This window comes from Dehalococcoidia bacterium (assembly GCA_025054935.1).
GTDB lineage: Bacteria > Chloroflexota > Dehalococcoidia > SpSt-223 > SpSt-223 > JANWZD01.
In genome coordinates, this window is record JANWZD010000011.1 from 18454 (window position 1) to 35721 (window position 17268).

The window sequence follows — 17268 nt, forward strand, 5'->3', positions numbered from 1 at the left end:
CTTTCCTAGGAGATGACGCTAGAATGTATCAAATCAGATTGATGGAGTGAGGATCAAGAGGGCATGACCCCAGCGGGCGCGCCGGCAGTGCTCAAGCTGCTGGCTGATGACCTGCGCTGGCGTATTGCCGGCGAACTGCGCTGGACAGACCGCACCGTCCGCGAGCTGGTGGAGCAGCTTGGCGTGCCTCAGAACCTCGTCTCGTACCATCTTGGGCTGCTGCGCGCCGGCGGGCTGGTGCGCGCCCATCGCTCGGATGCTGATGGCCGCGCGACCTACTATGCGCTTGACGCGGCGGCGCTGGATGCTGCGCTCGCTGGCCTCACGCGTCAACTGAGTGCGCCGCCCCCGCTGTCGAACGTCGCCTTTGTCTGCACGCACAATCAGGCGCGTTCCCAGATGGCCGAAGGATGGTTTCGCCATTTGGTCGGTGCCGCAGCGCGCGTGCGGAGCGCAGGTGTCGACCCCCGACCGCTGCACCCGCTTGCGATCCGCGTCATGGCTGAGGCGGGCATCGACATCAGCGGCCAGCGGTCGAACGGGCTGGATGCCCTGCTTGACGACCCGCCGGAGCTGGTTATCACTGTTTGCGACCGCGCTCGCGAAGCGTGTCCGCCAGCGCTCGGCGTCCGCCAGCTCCACTGGAGCATCCCCTCGCCTGTCGACGCGCCGGCCGAGGAGCGTCTCGCCGCCTTTCGCCGGGCGCGCGAGGAGATCCGCGAGCGAGTGGCCCGCCTCGTCGCGCTAGTATCCTGACGAGGGAGGTGCCAATGGGAACGCAGCGGCTGATCTGGCGCGATGGCGTCCGCTTTACCGGCATCGACTCTTGGGGGCACACGGTCGAGATCGGCGGCGACGAACAGGGAAGCGGCCTGAAGCCCTCTGACCTTGTGCCGCTGGCACTTGCCGCTTGCACTGCCTACGACGTCGTCACCATCTTGACCAAACAGCGGCAACAGTTGCGCGGCTTCGAGGCGCAGATCGAGACGACGCAGGACGACCAGCCGCCGTGGGCGTTCCGCCGCATCGCCGTTCACTTCACGCTCCGCGGCGCGGTCGACCCGAAGAAGGCCGCCAAGGCGATTGCCCTCGCCGAGCGCTCCTACTGCTCGGTCGCCGCTACCCTCCGCCCGACGGTCGAGCTCGCTTTCACCTTCGAGGTGACCGCCTAGCCTCCTGCTGATGCCTGCTCTTCCGGCGAGAAAAAGACGCTACGATTCGTGCGTTCAGCAAAGCGAGCGGCTAGCGGAGGAAAGCGGTGACCATCCTCATCATCGGCGCCGGGATCGGCGGGCTGAGCGCGGCGCTTGCCCTCCTGCAGCGCGGGATCGCTGCCGAGGTGTATGAGGAGGCGTCCGAACTCGGCGATGTCGGCGCCGGGCTGTCGATCCAGCCGAACGCGCGCCGCGTCCTCGCCAGTCTCGGCCTGATCGAGGACCTGGCCGACGATGTCGTCGCCGCTAACGGCGCCGCTCGCCGCGATTACTGGACCGGCGAGATCCTCAGTCTCAACCGCTACGAGCAGGCCGACTGGCGGACGAGCGAGAACGGCGTCTGGTTCGTGCACCGCGCTGACCTCCATCGCGCTCTCGTTACCGGCATCCGCCGGCTCGCGCCCGGAGCGATCCATCTCGATCACCAGCTGGTCGGGCTGACGCAGGATGACACCGGCGTGGAGGCGCACTTCGCGAACGGCCGGACGGTGCGCGGGACGGCGCTGGTCGGCGCGGACGGACTGCGCTCCGCAACTCGCGCTGCGCTCTTCGGCCCCGAGCGCCCGCGTTTCAGCGGCATTGTCGCTTGGCGCGGTCTCGTGCCGATGGAGCGCCTCCCGCCCGGCTTGATCTCGCCGGACAGCTGTCGCTGGATTGGGCCGACGACCCGCATCCTCTGTTATCCCGTGCGGCGCCGGACGCTCCTCAACTTTGTCGCTGCTGCCGCCAACCAGACGTGGCAGGTCGAAAGCTGGAAAGTCCATTCCGAGCTGAGCGAATTGCTCGCTGCTTTTGAGGGAGCCGACCCGACGATCCATGAGATCGTCAGCCAGACCCCTCCCGAACTGCTCTACAAGTGGGCGCTCTTCGACCGTGACCCGCTGCCGACTTGGACCGTCGGGCGGGTGACGTTGCTCGGCGACGCTGCGCACCCGATGCTGCCGTTCCTCGGCCAAGGCGCGGGGATCGCGATGGAAGATGCCATCGTCCTTGCCCGCTGCCTCGAAGCGGAGCAGGATGTTGCCGCCGCCCTTGCCCGCTACGAACGGGTCCGCAAGCCGCGCGCTACGACAGTCCAGCTCGAATCCCGAGCGAATGCCCAGGTTCCGTTCGACCGCGCCGATGAGACCAGCCTCTACGGCCGCATTTCGCAGCGCCAGCGCGCTGCACTCGAGGCGTACGATGCCACTACCGTCCCGATTTGAGCTGGCGGCGCCCCGGCCGGGACCTTAGCAGCCGCATGCCCATGCCGCGTCCAAGAAGGCGCGGCGCAGCCGGCGGGAAAGCGGCTGTGTCGCCTCGGTCAGGCGAGGCGGCGGACGCGAGGGACGAAGAGGAACATCAGCAGCCTGTGCCGGCTGAGGACAGCGTGTTCCGTGTCGCCGTTTGGGTGAACTGTGGCGCAAGCATGCCTCCCGGCCGCCGCGGCGCCAGCAGCGGTCTAGTCTGGCCGCGCAGCATTCGCCGACGCGGGGGAGCGGGGATCGCCCATCCGCTGCAAGCGTGGGGCTGCTGCCAGCGCACCATCCCTTCCTAGGAACCCCGTGAAAGCGACGTGCTGTTCTCGCTGGCGCTCTGGGTCTGCGCCGCTCGTCCGGCGAACCGCGGCCGCATCCCAGCACCTAGTATTCTTTGGCTGAACGAGCGTGGCGGCGCGATCTCCTCTTGGGGCCCGACCATGTCAGGCAGAGAGGCGAGCAAAGCCGCCCCGTTGCACGAGGAGTCCACATGCTGCCTCGCGATACCGTGATCTGCACTGTTGGCACCAGTCTCTTCTTCAATCTGCGGACAGCGCCTGAAGTGCCGCCCCGCATCCAGTCCGCTTTCCAAGGAACGGAGTGGGAACGTCTCGGGCAAGAACTTGCCAAGCTCGAGCCGCGCGATCGGCTTTGCGGCGCCGAGATCAACACTCTCGAGGAACTCCGCACCAAGTCGTGGATCAGCCTAGAGCGGATCATCTTCCTCGTCTCAGACACTGAAGAAGGCCGGGCGATGGGACGGGTTTTGACGGCGTACTTCAAGGCGCGGCGGGACATCGGCATCCGGGCTGACGCTCTCATTTATCGCGTAATCGAAGGGCTGCAGGATGAGCGTCCGCGCGAATTCAAGGCGCAAGGTCTCCGCAACCTCGTGCGGGAGATCGGCGCTCAAGTCCAGAAGTTCGGCCACGACCGCGTTGTTGTCGACGCCACAGGGGGCTACAAAGCGCAAATCGCGATCGCGGTCATCATGGGCCAAGTGCTCAACATTCCGGTCCTCTACAAGCATGAGCGGTTTTCGGAGATCATCGACTTTCCGCCGCTGCCGGTCGCATTCGACTACGACTTTCTCGGCAGTCAGGCTGACCTGCTGGTCGCGTTCGAACGTGGCGCGCTGCTGACGGCGACGGAGCTCGGCGAAGTCGATGAGAAGCTGCGCGTTCTTCTGAATGAGGTCGACATCGACGGTGAGACTGCGTTCGATCTCAGCCCAGTCGGCCAGATCTATCTCATGGGCTATCGGCTCCGCCTGCCGAAGCAGGCGCCGACCCTGACACCAGCCAGCAGCCGAACGCCGCCGTCGTTCGGCTCCCACCACTATCCGCGCGGCTTCGAGGACTTCGTCAAGAAGGTCTGGACAGAGAACGGCTGGATCCAGACAATCCATTCCTTGCCCTATGAGGGGCAGGCGCAAATTCGCAAGGGCATCAGCTTCCGCGTCCAGCAGGTCAACGGCGAGCCGGCGCTCGTTGGCTCGTTCAAGCCCGATGACTTTGGCGCTCGCTTCCGGGTTCGGCTGGAGAACGAACAGCCGGCGGTGCTCAGCGCGGCCGCTGTCGCTCTGAACGATCGCTACCAGCCCGCGCCGCGCTGAGCAGGCACGACAGCGGGCATCGGCGGAAGCGCGCGGCAAGAGGGCGATGGCTGGCAGGAAGGTCGCAAGCCTCGTGCCGTCCCGTTATCGCTCGCGTCAGCTGGGCATCTCTTCGCGGCCGGGCGGCTCGAGTTCACCGCCGAGGATCGTTTCGAGGGCGGAGCCGAGGTCGGCGCGCACTTCGGCCTCGTCGTCCTGCGAGGTGTCGATCTCGATCGGGCGGATGCGCTGCCCCCAGCGGTCGGTGAGCAGCCGGACCACCGGGCGGCTCGGATGCGCATCCTCGATGCGGACCACCACCCCCTTATGGCCGTGATAGGCGCCGCCGACAATGCGCACGGGCGTGCCGAGCGGGAACGACGGCACCAGGGCGAGCAGCGCCTCGACAATCTGGCGGTTGAGATGCGGACCGGCCCGCTCGCGCAGGATCGGCACCGCGAGCCGAAGGTCGAGCGCCGGCCGGTACGGCTGGTCGGAGATGAGCGCCACATAGACCGACGCGACCGCCACCACCTCTGCCGCAAGGTGGATCCGGGACGGATCGAAATGCGCCTCCGCCTCGCGGTAGATGCGGTTGGTGCCGCGCCGACCGTGCGGGTAGCCGAAGCCGCTCTGCTGCTCGTGATGCTGCAAGGCGACGGTCGCCGGCACGCCGTCGTCCAGTTCCCAGGCGCGCACGATCTCGGCTCCCCAAATGGGGTGTTGGCGCATCACCGCCCACTCTTCTTCGTTTAGCGGGCCGGGCTTGTTGAGGATCTCGACGGGAACGCGGGTCTTGCCGATATCATGGACGAGCGCGCCCAGCACCAGCGAGCGCGTTGCCGACAGGTCAAAGTACAGCTTGCGCGCGATCACCGCGGAGACGACGGCGACATCGACCGAATGATTGAAGGTGTGTTCGTGGTGGCGGCCGAGGGCGCCGAGCCGTTCAGCAACTTGGCCGCTCGCGACGTCCGCGATGATCGCCTCAACATCCTCATGCAGCCGCTCGATCAAGCGCTCTGCCTCGCTGAGGCGGCGCGGGTCGCCCGGGTTGGCGAGACGGCTGACCTGAAACAGCCGGTCGAGATGCTGGCGCGCAGTGCGGGTGACCCGCTCGGTGATGGGGCTAGGCCTGCTTTCGGCGACCGTGCTGATCCAGATCGAGCCGAGGCGGCGCGCCCGCACAATCTCGATCAGCCGCTCATCCAACCGGACCCCGCGCGCCAAGAGAACGCGGTTGTCGGCGCTCCGAATCGTTCGGCCGACGATCATGCCCGGTTGCAACTCGGATGTCGCAACCTCGCGCACAGGTCCCCCACCAGCCCACAGGGCTCTTTTGATCCTATCGACGCCTCCGGCGCATCGGCGCAGGCGCGATCGTCCTAGCCCATCTCGCGGAACCGCGCTGCCTTCTACGTCATGGGGTGGCGTTTGAAGAAGTCGATCACCCGCTCCGCCGTCTCCTGCGGCCGCTCCACGATGTGCAGGTGGCGGCAGTTCGGAATGATATGCAGCTCGGCGTTCGGGATCGTCTGGCTGGCGCGGCGCATCCCGAACCCGCTCGGGCCGGCATCGAGCGGCGTCATGTCGTCCTGTTCGCCGACTTGGAGGAGTGTCGGCGCTTTGATGCGCGGCAGGTACGGCTCGAGATCGGCTGCCAGCATCGCGCCGAACCCGGCAGCGAACTGCTCGGGGGTGTTGTCGAGCCAGTAGCGCGTGCACCACTCCAAGTCTTTCTTCCCCTCCTCCGACTCGAGATACGACCGAGTGAAGGCGTAGAGCGCGATCGCCTCGGCGAGTTCTTTCACCATCCCGGCAGAGAGCGCCAGCCGCTGGAAGATCCGCACTCGCATCCGGGCAGCCTCGTCGTAGCGCGTCATGAAGCAGCCGGCAACGAGCGAATGGGTCTTTTCAGGGTATTTGGCAGCGAAGATGACCCCGATCATCGCGCCGAACGAGGTGGAATGGATGTGCGCTTTCTCAAGGCCGAGGGCGTCCATCATCGCCGCCAAATCGTCCGCCCACCATTCGAGCGTGAACTTGACATCGGTCGGCTTCTCGCTGTTGTGGTAGCCGATCATGTCGTAGTCGTACACCTTGAAGTGCTGGCTGATGATCGGCGTCACCTTCATGAAGTTGTAGTGCCCGAGCGCCGCGCCGTGGACCTGAACAACCGGCTCGCCCTCGCCATGGATCTCGTACCAGTGCCGGTAGCCGTTGGCCATCACGTAGGGCATGGTTTCCTCCGAGGGGTAGGTCGAACGATTCTTCATGAGCAGAGGGCATGCCGTCAAAGCGGATGCCGTCTCCGTGCGCTGTCCGCCTTCCCGCGCAGACAGCGGGAGCCCCCGCGGGGGGAGCGGTATACTTGACTGGTTCGTCCGCTCAAGGGAGCGCCATGCCCGAGTTCAAGATCGTCTCTGAGTTCCGGCCGACCGGTGACCAGCCGCAGGCGATCGAGAAGCTTGTCGAAGGGCTCCAGCGCGGCTATCGCGCCCAGACGCTCCTTGGGGTCACCGGCTCAGGCAAGACGTTCACGATGGCGAGCGTCATCGAGCGGGTGCAGCGGCCGGCGCTCGTCCTCGCCCATAACAAAACGCTTGCCGCCCAGCTTTACAGCGAGTTCAAAGAATTCTTCCCCAACAACGCCGTCGAATATTTCGTCTCCTATTACGACTACTACCAGCCGGAAGCCTACGTTCCCCGCACGGATACCTACATCGAGAAAGACGCCTCAATCAACGACGAGATCGACAAGCTGCGCAATGCCGCAACGCGCTCACTGCTCACGCGGCGCGATGTCATCATTGTCGCCTCAGTCTCCTGCATCTATGGCCTTGGCGCGCCGGAGGAGTATTCCCAGTTTGTTGAACGCATCGCGGTCGGTGAGCGCCGCAAGCGCGAGAAGATCCTCCATCGCCTCGTCGACATGCAGTATGTGCGGAACGACTACAACTTCGCTCGCGGAACCTTTCGCGTCCGCGGCGATACGCTCGAGATCTTCCCGGCCTATGATGAAACGGTGCTTCGGATCGAGTTTTGGGGCGATGAGGTCGAGCGCATCGTCGAACTTGACCCCCTAACCGGCGAGATCCTGTCGCAGCGGAGCGCGATCGAGATTTTCCCGGCGAAGCACTTCGTCGCCACCGAAGATACGTTGAAGGCGGCGATCGCCTCGATCGAGGAGGAGCTGGCGGAGCGCGTTGCGGAGCTCGAACGCCAAGGCAAGCTGCTGGAAGCGGCGCGGCTTCGGCAGCGGACGACCTACGACCTCGAGATGCTGCGCGAAGCGGGCTACTGCAACGGCATCGAGAACTATGCGCGCCACCTTGCGCGCCGGCCGCCGGGCAGCACGCCCTCGTGCTTGCTCGACTACTTCCCGGACGACTTCATCATGTTCATCGACGAATCGCACATGACGCTGCCGCAGGTCCGGGGCATGTATCACGGCGACCGGTCGCGGAAAGAAGTGCTCGTCGAGTATGGCTTCCGCCTGCCCTCCGCGCTGGATAATCGCCCGCTCAACTTCGAGGAGTTCAATGCCCACATCAATCAAGTTATCTACGTCTCAGCGACGCCGTCCGCCTATGAGCTGGAGACCAGCGACCAAGTTGTCGAGCAGCTGATCCGGCCGACCGGCCTGCTCGACCCCACGATCGAGGTAAAACCGACCCGCGGCCAGATCGACGACTTGCTCAGCGAGATCCGCGCCCGTGTCCAGCGCAAGGAGCGCGCTCTCGTCACGACCCTCACCAAACGCATGGCGGAAGACCTCGCCGAGTATCTGCAGGAGATGGGGATCAAGACCCACTACCTCCACTCCGAGATCGAGACGCTCGAGCGGGTCGAGATCCTGCGCGACCTCCGGCTTGGCGTCTACGATGTCGTCGTCGGCATTAACCTCCTGCGCGAGGGGCTGGACCTCCCTGAGGTCAGCCTCGTCGCTATCCTCGACGCCGATAAGGAAGGCTACCTCCGTTCTGAGACTGCGCTCATTCAGACGATCGGCCGCGCCGCGCGCCATGTCGACGGTCACGTCATCATGTACGCCGATACGGTCACCGGGTCGATGCAGCGGGCGATCGACGAGACCTACCGCCGTCGGCGCATCCAGCTCGCGTACAACGAACAGCATGGAATCACGCCGCAAGGGATCCGCAAAGCCATCCGCGATCTCACCGAGCGTGTCCGCGCGGTCGCGGAGGAGCGGCCGCCCTATGGCGCTGCGAACTCGGCACAGCTCGCGAAAGACGACCTCGCGAAGCTGATCCGCGAACTTGAGAAGCAGATGAAAGAAGCGGCCAAGGCGCTCGAGTTCGAGCGCGCCGCGCTCCTGCGCGATCAGATCGCCGAACTGCGGGGACTGCTCGCTCAGAACGAGCTTGTGCCGGTCCGGTAAGCGAGCGGCGCGGACCGTCTCTCATTCAGTGTCCGCTGGGCCCAGACCCCGGGACGCGCATCGCGCGCGCTCGGCAAGCGCAGCGAAGAGGAGCGCTTTGCGGAAGAACAGTCAGCTGCCCAGCAGCTTGCGGGCAATCTCTTCTGCCGAGGGGTGATACTGCCCCGCCGCGATCTTCGCTTTCAGCTGGGCGACGAGGTCTTCGCGAACCTCTGGCGCTTCCTGCGCTGCCCGCTGGTAGGCGCGCAGCTCTTGGGCGGCGCTCGAGAGGGAGATGCCGTCCGCCGGCGTAGTGAGGGCGGGCGCAGCGGGAACAGCGTTGCTGTCAGGAGCGGTCGTCGGCGGAACGCTCACCCGCTCCGTGCTGTTCAGCTCGATCCGCATCATTGCCTCCATTTGGGGGAGCCCGATTGTGGCTGCGCCCCCCACCACACTATCCTATCGGATCGAACGGCGATTTTCCGTAGGGTCTGCCGCTTCCGTTTTGTGCTGGCTTCCCGTCCCGGGACTCTGGGCGAGGATGGCCCGATAGACCTCTTGCCGGCGCGCGCCGCTGGCGGCCGCGAGCGCGGCCGCGAGGCGAGCGGGCGGGATTCCGGCGGCGAGGCCGGCGGCGATCTGGTCGTCCAGCGGTATGTCGGGCGCTGCCGAGGACGCCCCGGCGAGGACGAGGACGAATTCGCCGCGCGGGGCGGTGAAATGCGCCAGCGCCCCCGCGACATCGCCCCGGTAGATCTCTTCGTGGAGCTTGGTCAGCTCACGGCAGACCGCAATCGGCCGATTTCCCAGCTCAGCCAAGAGGTCGGTCAGACTGTCGCGCAGGCGGTGCGGCGCTTCAAGGAGGACGATCGTCCGGCGTTCGCGCGCGAGCGCCCGAAGCGCCTGCCGGCGCTCCCCGGCTTTCCGCGGCAGGAACCCTTCGTAGACAAACCGGTCGCTGGGCAGGCCGGAGACGGCGAGCGCGGCGATCGGGGCCGATGGTCCCGGGATCGGCACCACGGGAATGCCGGCGGCCGCGGCCGCCGCCACCAGTTCATATCCGGGGTCGTTGATCGCCGGCATGCCGGCCTCGCTGATCAGCGCGAGATCGCCTTCACGGAGCTTGGCGAGCAGCGCCGGCAGCTTGCTCCGCTTGTTGACATCGTGGTAGCTCGTCACCGGCGTCGGAATGCCGTAGTGCTGCAGCAGCACCCGCGCGCGGCGCGTATCTTCGGCGGCGATCAGCGGCACCTCGCGCAGGATCCGCAGCGCCCGCAGCGTGATGTCCTCGAGATTGCCGATCGGGGTCGCGACGAGATAGAGGGTCATATCCCGAGGGTATCACGCTGCTCTCAGCGCAGCATCCGCCTCGCGTCAGGTGCGCCCTGCCAGCCGCGGTTGCCCTCTCAGCGAGGCGCGCCTACGCTCGCGCTGGAGACGGGCGATGCCGCGACAGACAAGCGTCCCGGTCATTGACTCGGGCTCGCCCATCGGCCTCGGCCCGGCGGTGTGGGAGCGCTCCCTCGACCTCGCATTTCGCTCCCACTCCGGGCGCCTGCGCTTGCCCAAGCTCGACCGCGCCGACCTGACCGAGAGGCAGCAATGCCAGGCGCTGAGCGACGACGCGCTCGGACACTGCTCTCAACCGGAAGCCGGCTGCCTCCGCCGAACTGCGCTGACTGGCCCTCGCCTTCGCCGCCGATCTGCTGGCAGCAGCCCCCTCGCGCAGCAGACAATTGACAAAAAGGAGCGCAGCCATTCCCCGAACGCATCCTGCCGCGCAGAGCAGCTTCTTGCCGCCGGAGCCGCCCGCCGCCCTCGCTCCGGAGGAGGAGCCGAGCGCGCCGCTCGCTGCCCGGATGCGGCCGCGGACGCTCGAGGAATTCGAGGGCCAGCAGGCGCTTGTCGGCGCGGGCGCCGTGCTCCGCCGCGCCATCGAGGCAGACCGCTTGCCCTCGCTCATTCTCTGGGGCCCGCCAGGCAGCGGCAAGACCACGCTGGCCCGCATTATCGCCACGATGAGCCGCGCCGCCTTCGTCCCGCTGTCGGCTGTCACCGCTGGGGTTGCGGACCTGCGCGCTGCCGTTGCTGACGCGCGCGCGCGCCGCCGCCACGGTCAGCGCACGATGCTGTTCATCGACGAGATCCACCGCTTCAACAAGGCGCAGCAGGACGCCATCTTGCCGCATGTCGAGAGCGGGCTGATCTGCCTTGTCGGCGCCACGACTGAAAATCCGGCTTTTGAAGTGAATGCCGCGCTCCTCTCGCGCTGCCGCGTCTTTCGCTTGGAAGCGCTCGACGACGCCGCAATCGGGCGGATCATCGACCGGGCACTGGCCGACCGCGAGCGCGGGCTCGGCGCAGAGCCGACCGAGCTCGCGCCCGAGGCGCGGCGCTTCCTCATCGCCCAAGCGAGCGGCGATGCTCGGATTGCGCTGACGGCGCTCGAACTCGCTGTCGCGGCCACCCCGCCCGATGCGGATGGCGTCCGCCGTGTCACGCTCGCCGCCATGGAAGGGGCGCTCCAGCACCGGGCGCTCCGCCACGACAAGCAGGGCGACCAGCACTACGACCTCATCTCGGCCCTGATCAAGAGCGTCCGCGCCTCTGACCCTGACGCGGCGGTCTATTGGCTTGCGCGGCTGCTGGAGGCGGGAGAAGACCCGATGTTCATCGCACGGCGACTGGTTATCCTCGCCGCCGAGGACGTCGGCCTTGCCGACCCTCAGGCACTGCCGCTCGCCGTCGCGGCGCAACAGGCGGCGCATTTCGTCGGAATGCCCGAAGGCTATCTGCCGCTCACGGAGGCGGTGCTCTATCTCGCCTCGGCACCGAAGAGCAATTCGACCATCCGCGCCTATAGCGCCGCGCGTGCCGACGTGCTCGCCACGCTCGACCAGCCAGTGCCGCTCCATCTGCGCAACGCGCCGACCGCCCTCGCCCGGGCGTTCGGCCACGGGGAAGGCTACCGCTACGCCCACGACGAGGCTGCGCCAAATCCGAATGACCCGGCGCGTCCGCCCGACGCGCTGCTCCAAGGCAACCTGCCGGAAGGGCTTGCCGGACGCCGCTACTTCGAGCCGAGCGCGATCGGCGCCGAAGAGAGCATCCGCCGCTGGCTCGAGCGCCGCCGTTCCGGAGCGTGACTCCGGCCCCCAACGAGCAGGCTTGCTAGTCCCATGATCATCGTCATATGATGATGATCATGGGATGATGAGCAGCGGGAGGCGCGGATGGAGGCAGTCATTCTCGAAGCGGTGCGCACGCCGCGGGCGCGAGCGAAGCCGGGCAGCGGCGCGCTTGCCGGCGTCCACCCCCAAGTTTTGCTCGCCCAGGTGCTGAACGCGGCAGTTGAGCGCGCGGGCGTAGCGGCAGAAGAGGTCGACGACGTCATCGTCGGCTGCGTCACGCAAGCGGGGGAGCAAGGCGCGAACATCGCCCGCCTTGCCGTTCTTACCGCGGGCTGGCCGGTTGCAGTGACGGGCACGACCGTGGCGCGCGCCTGCGGCTCTGGCCTCCAAGCGGTCAACTTCGCGGCAACGGCTGTTGCTGCTGGGACGGCCGACCTCATTGTCGCTGGCGGCGTGGAGAGCATGTCGCGCGCGCCGATGCGCTCCGATGGAGCCTGGCAGGATGGCCACAATGCGTTGCTGCGCGCCCGCTTTCACTTTATCCCCCAAGGCATCAGCGCCGACCTGATCGCCACGCTCGAGGGCATCGAGCGCGACGAACTGGACCGGTTCGCTCTGCGCTCTCAGCAGCGGGCGGCCGCTGCGATCGCGGAGGGCCGCTTTCGGCGCAGTCTCATCCCCGTGCGCGACCCTGCAACGGGCGCCGTGATCCTCGCCGCGGATAATCACCCGCGGCCCGAAACCACGCTGGCGGCGCTTGCCGCCTTGCCCCCCGCCTTCGCGGCGATGGGGAAGGAATCGCTGACGCCGGATGGCCCGACGTTCGACGAAATCGCGCTCCGGGCGTATCCCCACGCCCATCCGCTCCGGCATGTCCACACCGCCGGCAACTCCTCGGGCATCGTCGATGGCGCGGCGGCGGTCGTTGTCGCCAGCCCCGCCTACGCCCGCGCCCGCGGCCTGCGACCACGGGCGCGCATCCGGGCGATGGCGACCCTCGGCGCTGACCCGATCACGATGCTGACCGCCCCGGCGGACACCTGTCGACGCGCGCTCGTCAAAGCCGGGATGACAGCGCGCGACATCGACCTGTGGGAGATCAACGAGGCGTTTGCGGTGGTGCCGATCCAGACGATGCGCCGCCTCGAGATCGACCCGGAGCGGGTGAATGTCAACGGCGGCGCGATCGCGCTGGGGCATCCGCTCGGCGCGACGGGCGCTATCCTAGTCGGCACGGCGCTTGATGAACTCGAGCGGCAAGGACTGGCGACTGCCTGTATCACGCTCTGTACAGCAGGCGGCATGGGCATCGCCACCATCATCGAGCGGGTCTAGCAAATGTCGAAGAAGCAGGCGCAGAAGGCGATGACCCGCCGCCGGATCCTCGAGCAGACAGCGCGCGCAATCCGGGCGACGGGGATCGAGCGGGTCGGCATCAGCGCGCTGATGGGCGCGCTCGGTCTGACCCACGGCGGCTTCTACGCCCACTTTCCGAGCAAGGACGCGCTCGCTGCCGAGGCGCTCGCCGCCGCGCTTGCGGAGCAGTGCGACCGGCTGCTCGCGGCGGGCGAGGACGGGCCGGCGGCGATGGTTGACGCCTACTTGTCGCCCGCGCACCGCGACCATCCCGAAGACGGCTGCCCGCTCCCCGCTGTTGCGGCCGAGGTCGCGCGCGGCTCTCCGGCCGTCCGCCGCGCCTTCACGGCTGCGTTCGCCAACACGGTCGCCCGCCTCGCAACGCGCCTGCCGGGCGACCGCGCGGCGGCGCGGGAGGACGCCGCGCTTGCGCTGATTGCGGGGATGTGCGGCGCGCTGCTGCTCTCGCGGGCAGTAGACGACCCGCGGCTTGCCGACCGCATCCTGCTGGCGGCGCGCGCGGCGTGGCAGCGCCTCCTCGATCAGGCGGCAGGCGCCCCGGCGGCGCGAGCAGACCCAGCCGAGGCCGAGAAGAGCGAAACGCCGAGGCCGCAGCCGGGCGAGAGGGCGCCGCTGCCTTGACGCTCTCCCTGGCCGATGGTACAGTTGAAACAAAGATTAGCACTCTCAGCGCTCGAGTGCTAAGCAGTTCGGACCTCGATGCTGAGCGAACGGCAAGCCGCCCTGCTGAAAATCATCGTCGGGGAGTACGTCGCCTCCGCTGCGCCAGTCGGGTCGTCGTCGTTGGTCAAGAAGTATCGATTGCCGGTCAGTTCGGCGACGGTGCGCAACGAGATGGCGGAGCTCGAGGAGAACGGGTTTGTCACTCATCCGCATACGTCGGCGGGGCGGGTGCCTTCGGACCGCGGCTACCGCTACTACGTTGAGTCGCTGCCCGAGCCCTTGCCGCTCCCCGAGCCGATCCGGCGGGCGATCCGGCGGGAGTTTCGCCAGGCAGAGCTGGACGTCGAAGAATGGAGCCGGCTTGCGGCGACAGTGCTGGCGCGGCTGGTCCAGAACGCGGCGCTTGTCACGGCGCCGAAGGCGTCGGACGTTCGCCTGCGCCATCTCGAATTAGTCGAGCTGCACGCCACGCTCGCGATGCTGATCCTCGTGCTGCGCGAAGCACGGGTGAAGCCTCAGATGGTCACCCTCGCTCGGCCGACCGATCAGGAAGAGCTGCATGCAGTGAGCGCGCGGCTGAACCAGCTCCTTGCGGGAGCGGGACCGAAAGAGATCGATCGCGTCGGCCGCGAAGCGCCGCTCTCGCCGCTCGAGCAGCAGATCCTCGCGGCGACCAAGCGCAGCCTCGAGGCGCTCGCCAGTGCGGCGGCGGGAGAGGTGACCTTGGCAGGCTTGGCGGATGTCCTCAGCCAGCCGGAATTCAGCGAGGGGCGCCGGGCTCAGCAGATTGTCGAGGTGCTGAATCACCCTGAAGCCTTAGTGGCGGTGCTTGCCGACCTTGTGCGTGACGCGCAATTTCAGGTGATTATCGGGACTGAGAACCCTGAGGAATCGCTGCGCGACTACTCCTTCGTCATCGCCCAATATGGCGTTCCCGGCGAGATGTCGGGATTGATCGGGGTGATGGGTCCGACGCGTATGCCGTACGAGCGCACTATTCCAACCGTCCAATATGTGGCATCCTTGATGACTGAACTGGTGCGGGAGGTCAGCGGCGTGGGGTCGGCCCGCCGCGCTCCTGCGGGAGAGTGACATGACCCAGGAATCCGAGGCGCGTCCCGCAACCGATACCGCGGCGGCCCTCGAAGAAGCGCTCAAGACGGAGCGCGACAAAGCAGATAGCTACTTGAATAACTGGCGGCGTGCTGAAGCGGATCTCCAGAACTACAAGCGGCGCACGGACCAAGAGAAGGGAGAGCTGATCCGGTACGGGAGCGCTCCTCTCATCAAAGAGCTCCTCGGCGTTCTCGATGATCTTGAGCGCGCGCTCGCCAGCGCCGGCGACCAAGACAGCCCGATCGTTCAGGGGGTCGAGCTGACGCGCCGCAACTTTGTCGCTGCGCTCGAGCGCTACGGCGTGAGCGAAATCCCGGCGCTCGGGGAGACGTTCGACCCGAACCTGCACGAGGCCGTGATGCAGGCGCCCGGCGCCGAAAATAAGGTCATCACGGTGATCAAGAAAGGCTATCGCCTGCACGACCGGATCTTGCGTCCGGCGATGGTGGCTGTCGGGACGGGCGAGCCCGCAGCAGCCGAGCAGCCCGCCGCGCCGGCCACTGATGCCGATCACCCTGCTACGCTAGCCACCAACGAAGAGGCGAACTAGGTCGCACGCCGCTCCCCGGTCTGCTGCGCAGTTGGCGCGGCTGCCTCGGGAGGAAGGCGGTCACCCCACGAGGTGGGTGGTGCGGACGTCGACCACCGCCGCCTGCCCGCCGCGGACAGCGGCGACGGCGCGCTCGAGCGCCGGCTTGAGGTCCTCGATCCGGTCGACTGTCTCGCCGTGAGCGCGGCAAGCGCGAGCCAGCGCCGCGTAGTCGGGCGGCGGATCGATGAGAATACCGGGCCAGCTGCCCGTTCGCTCGGCGTAGCTCTCCGGATAGCCGATGCGCAGCGCGTTGCGGGTGGCGGCGTGCTGGCGGTTGTTGTTGATCACGGTCAGGAAGGGGGTCTTCTGCACGTCGGCGGCCCAGAGCGAGGCGGTCGGGCAGCCATAAACGAACGTGCCGTCGCCGACGACGGCGACAACCTCGCGTCTCGGGTCGGCGAGCTTGACGCCGAGCGCGGCGCCGAGCGCCCAGCCGAGCGATGACCCGCCGCTCTTGAACAGCGTTCCGGGAAGCGTCCGCGGCACGAGGCGCGTCAGCCACGGCGAGGCCCCCACCGACTCGTCGAGCACGGTCCAGCGGTCGTCGATCACCTCGGCGAGGGTGGCGAAGAGCGCGAGGGGAGAGATCGGCGCGCGGGTCAGCTGCTCCTGCGCCAGAGCCCGGTAGCGGCGGTGGCGCGCCGCGTTGGCGGCTTCTACTGCTGCCCGCCGCGCGGCGATCGCTTCTTCACGGCCCCGGAGCCGGTCGCGCACCGCCGCCGTCAGCGCGTCGAGGGCGAGCAGCGGGTCGGCGGAGATGGCGATGTCCACCGGAAAGCCGAGAAGCGGCACTGACGGATTGATTGGGTCGAGCCCCAGCGTGATGTGCTTCCCGTCGGCGGGCGGCTGTGCTCGGGCGGGGATATAGGGCACCTCGATATCGACGCTCAGGAGAACATCCGCGTCGGCGACAAAAGGCGTGGCGTCGCCGCTGTCGGCCCAGAGCGGGTGGGTCGTTGGGAAGCAGAGCCGCTGACCATCGGTGACGACCGGCGCGCCGAGCGTCTCGGCCAGCGCTACAAGCGCCGGGACTGTCGCCGGGTTGCTGCCTGCCATCCCTGCGACGATCAGCGGCGAGGTCGCAGCGGCGAGCAGGCCGGCAGCGCGGTCGATCAGCTCAGGGCGCGGTGCGGGACCAGCAACGGGGGCGAACCGCTCCGGCGGCGTGATTGCGTGGGGCGCAGGGTCGAGCAGCGCCTCGAGCGGCAGCACGAGGTAGACGGGGCCTGCCGGCGCGCTCGCTGCCACTTGGAGCGCGCGCTGCACCACCTCGCCGGCTTGCCGGCTGCTTCGGAGTTCGTAGTCCCACTTGGTGTAGTTGCGGACAATCCCGTGCTGGTCCAGCTGCTCTTGAATCCAGTGAATATGGGACTTCCGCGCTTTGCGGAACTCCCCGCCGCCGTCGATCGCGGACGGGGCGCGGCCGGCGCAGATCAGCATCCCGATCCGGCTGCGCTGAGCATTATGGAGCGCGCCGCCGAGCTGCTGCGTGCCGACATCGACATGAACGAGGACGGCTTGGGGCCGCTGGCTGATCATGAAGTGCCCATGGGCGGCTGCCCCGGCGACCATCTCATCGAGGCAGAGAACGACGCGGGGCGCGGGCAGCCCGAGGGCATGGCGCTTCGCGATCGCCTCTTGTACCGGGAAGGTGTCGGTCCCGCTGTTGATGAACACGGTCTCAACGCCAGCGGCAACGAGCTGCGCCACCACGGCGTCGGCGCCGTCCATCGCTATCTCCGCCGGCAGCACCGTTGTCCGCGCGGGATCGTACAACGTCATCTTCATCCTCCTTCGTTTCGTGCTCGGACCGGCGCGCCAGTTGCGGTGACGAGCGTATGAGAGCGCTCGCGGCCGCGCCGGAGCGCGGGAACGCGGCGGCGCGCCTGCTCGGAACCTCGAGCGGGGCTTCGCCGCTGCGCCCTCCCGCCGCGCCTCCTGCCCCAACCGCTCGCGCGCGCG

The 17268-nt window shown here is 67.5% G+C and carries 15 protein-coding genes; 10 read left to right on the top strand and 5 right to left on the bottom strand.

All coding sequences use genetic code 11. The annotated features are described in order from the left end of the window. The first annotated feature begins 63 nt into the window (after positions 1-63). From NZ773_11930 to NZ773_11945, 4 genes are all read left to right on the top strand, one after another. Positions 64-756, top strand: a complete 693-nt coding sequence (locus NZ773_11930) for a MarR family transcriptional regulator (GenBank protein MCS6802632.1) — start codon at positions 64-66, stop codon at positions 754-756. A 14-nt stretch (positions 757-770) separates the two neighbouring features. Beyond that, positions 771-1172, top strand: coding sequence for an OsmC family protein (locus NZ773_11935; GenBank protein MCS6802633.1), 402 nt, complete (start codon positions 771-773; stop codon positions 1170-1172). Between the two features lie 86 nt (positions 1173-1258). Then, positions 1259-2419, top strand: a complete 1161-nt coding sequence (locus tag NZ773_11940) for an FAD-dependent monooxygenase (protein MCS6802634.1) — start codon at positions 1259-1261, stop codon at positions 2417-2419. A gap of 523 nt (positions 2420-2942) precedes the next feature. Continuing rightward, positions 2943-4067, top strand: a complete 1125-nt coding sequence (locus tag NZ773_11945; protein ID MCS6802635.1) for a putative CRISPR-associated protein — start codon at positions 2943-2945, stop codon at positions 4065-4067. Positions 4068-4163: 96 nt separating this feature from the next. On the opposite strand, the gene NZ773_11950 is transcribed toward NZ773_11945, so the two are convergent. Both NZ773_11950 and NZ773_11955 read right to left on the bottom strand, forming a co-directional pair. After that, complete coding sequence (locus tag NZ773_11950) at positions 4164-5321, bottom strand: HD domain-containing protein (protein MCS6802636.1); 1158 nt, start codon at positions 5319-5321, stop codon at positions 4164-4166. Positions 5322-5461: 140 nt separating this feature from the next. After that, positions 5462-6322 (bottom strand): alpha/beta hydrolase, encoded by an 861-nt coding sequence (locus NZ773_11955; protein MCS6802637.1) that lies wholly within the window; start codon positions 6320-6322, stop codon positions 5462-5464. A gap of 125 nt (positions 6323-6447) precedes the next feature. Here NZ773_11955 and uvrB point away from each other — a divergent pair, with 125 nt between their 5' ends. Next, complete coding sequence (gene uvrB, locus NZ773_11960) at positions 6448-8448, top strand: excinuclease ABC subunit UvrB (GenBank protein MCS6802638.1); 2001 nt, start codon at positions 6448-6450, stop codon at positions 8446-8448. Between the two features lie 111 nt (positions 8449-8559). Here the strand turns inward: uvrB and flgM are convergent, their stop codons facing one another. Further along, positions 8560-8835 carry a flagellar biosynthesis anti-sigma factor FlgM gene (gene flgM, locus NZ773_11965; GenBank protein MCS6802639.1) on the bottom strand — a complete coding sequence of 92 codons (276 nt, stop codon included), beginning with the start codon at positions 8833-8835 and terminating at the stop codon, positions 8560-8562. A gap of 51 nt (positions 8836-8886) precedes the next feature. Then, on the bottom strand, positions 8887-9756 hold the full coding sequence (rsmI, locus tag NZ773_11970) for a 16S rRNA (cytidine(1402)-2'-O)-methyltransferase (protein ID MCS6802640.1): 870 nt from the start codon (positions 9754-9756) through the stop codon (positions 8887-8889). Between the two features lie 530 nt (positions 9757-10286). Between rsmI and NZ773_11975 the strand changes: the two genes are divergently transcribed. The 5 genes from NZ773_11975 to NZ773_11995 all read left to right on the top strand — a co-directional run bounded on the left by NZ773_11975 (position 10287) and on the right by NZ773_11995 (position 15264). Further along, a complete protein-coding gene (locus NZ773_11975) occupies positions 10287-11573 on the top strand; it encodes a replication-associated recombination protein A (GenBank protein ID MCS6802641.1) in 1287 nt (428 codons plus the stop codon). Between the two features lie 87 nt (positions 11574-11660). Beyond that, on the top strand, positions 11661-12893 hold the full coding sequence (locus NZ773_11980) for an acetyl-CoA C-acetyltransferase (GenBank protein MCS6802642.1): 1233 nt from the start codon (positions 11661-11663) through the stop codon (positions 12891-12893). A 30-nt stretch (positions 12894-12923) separates the two neighbouring features. Then, the gene (locus tag NZ773_11985; GenBank protein ID MCS6802643.1) at positions 12924-13556 is read left to right on the top strand and encodes a TetR/AcrR family transcriptional regulator; all 633 of its coding nucleotides are present in this window, start codon (positions 12924-12926) and stop codon (positions 13554-13556) included. 78 nt (positions 13557-13634) lie between these two features. Further along, positions 13635-14690, top strand: a complete 1056-nt coding sequence (gene hrcA / locus NZ773_11990) for a heat-inducible transcriptional repressor HrcA (GenBank protein ID MCS6802644.1) — start codon at positions 13635-13637, stop codon at positions 14688-14690. Position 14691: 1 nt separating this feature from the next. After that, complete coding sequence (locus tag NZ773_11995) at positions 14692-15264, top strand: nucleotide exchange factor GrpE (GenBank protein MCS6802645.1); 573 nt, start codon at positions 14692-14694, stop codon at positions 15262-15264. A 60-nt stretch (positions 15265-15324) separates the two neighbouring features. Here the strand turns inward: NZ773_11995 and NZ773_12000 are convergent, their stop codons facing one another. After that, positions 15325-17088 (bottom strand): thiamine pyrophosphate-requiring protein, encoded by a 1764-nt coding sequence (locus tag NZ773_12000; protein ID MCS6802646.1) that lies wholly within the window; start codon positions 17086-17088, stop codon positions 15325-15327. Between the last annotated feature and the right edge of the window lie 180 nt (positions 17089-17268).